This window comes from Sphingobium cupriresistens (assembly GCF_004152865.1).
Lineage (GTDB): Bacteria > Pseudomonadota > Alphaproteobacteria > Sphingomonadales > Sphingomonadaceae > Sphingobium > Sphingobium cupriresistens.
In genome coordinates, this window is sequence record NZ_SEOO01000157.1 from 1 (window position 1) to 519 (window position 519).

Sequence of the window (519 nt, forward strand, 5' to 3'; positions counted from 1 at the left end):
CGGCGCGAAGAGAGGTGGCCACCGGCGCCCAGTCGCTGTCATAGCCGGTGACGGTCTTGACCAGCGGCAGCCGCTTGACCGCGTCCAGATCGTCCGCGCCCACGCCATAGATCAGCGCCAACTGGCGGGCGCGCTGCGCGAACCAGATGCCGTGCGCGCCAACCGGCGCGGTCGCGGCCAGCAACGTGCTTACGCCCAGTGCAACGGATAATGTTCGAACCAGTCTCATGCGAGTCTCCAACCTGTTCAATTTTCCAATTCTTCAGCCATCTTGCAGCACAAAGGCCAAGTGATCACTGAAAGGCGTTAGGTAATATTGGTAATGATGCGCGAGTTTTAGGGCGTTACCGCACGATTTTTCAAATAGCTGTGAATCAGGACACTCCGGATATTTGGTCGCGTCCGTCAATGTGGTGTAAAATCGGGTGTGGCCACTGGGCTGCATTTTCAGGCGGCCTTGGGTGTAATCTGTAGCGGCTGTGCCTCCTCGATCATTGGTGTGGCAAGGGCGGCCATGCC

The 519-nt window shown here is 58.4% G+C and carries 1 protein-coding gene and 1 pseudogene; both read right to left on the reverse strand.

The window, feature by feature from the left end; all coding sequences use genetic code 11:
* A pseudogene (locus EWH12_RS22100) lies at positions 1-229 on the reverse strand (DUF4198 domain-containing protein); the annotation flags it as partial.
* Between the two features lie 33 nt (positions 230-262).
* Positions 263-519, reverse strand: a 257-nt coding sequence (locus tag EWH12_RS22585; protein ID WP_207212488.1) for a hypothetical protein, incomplete at its 5' end; no start/stop codon positions are given.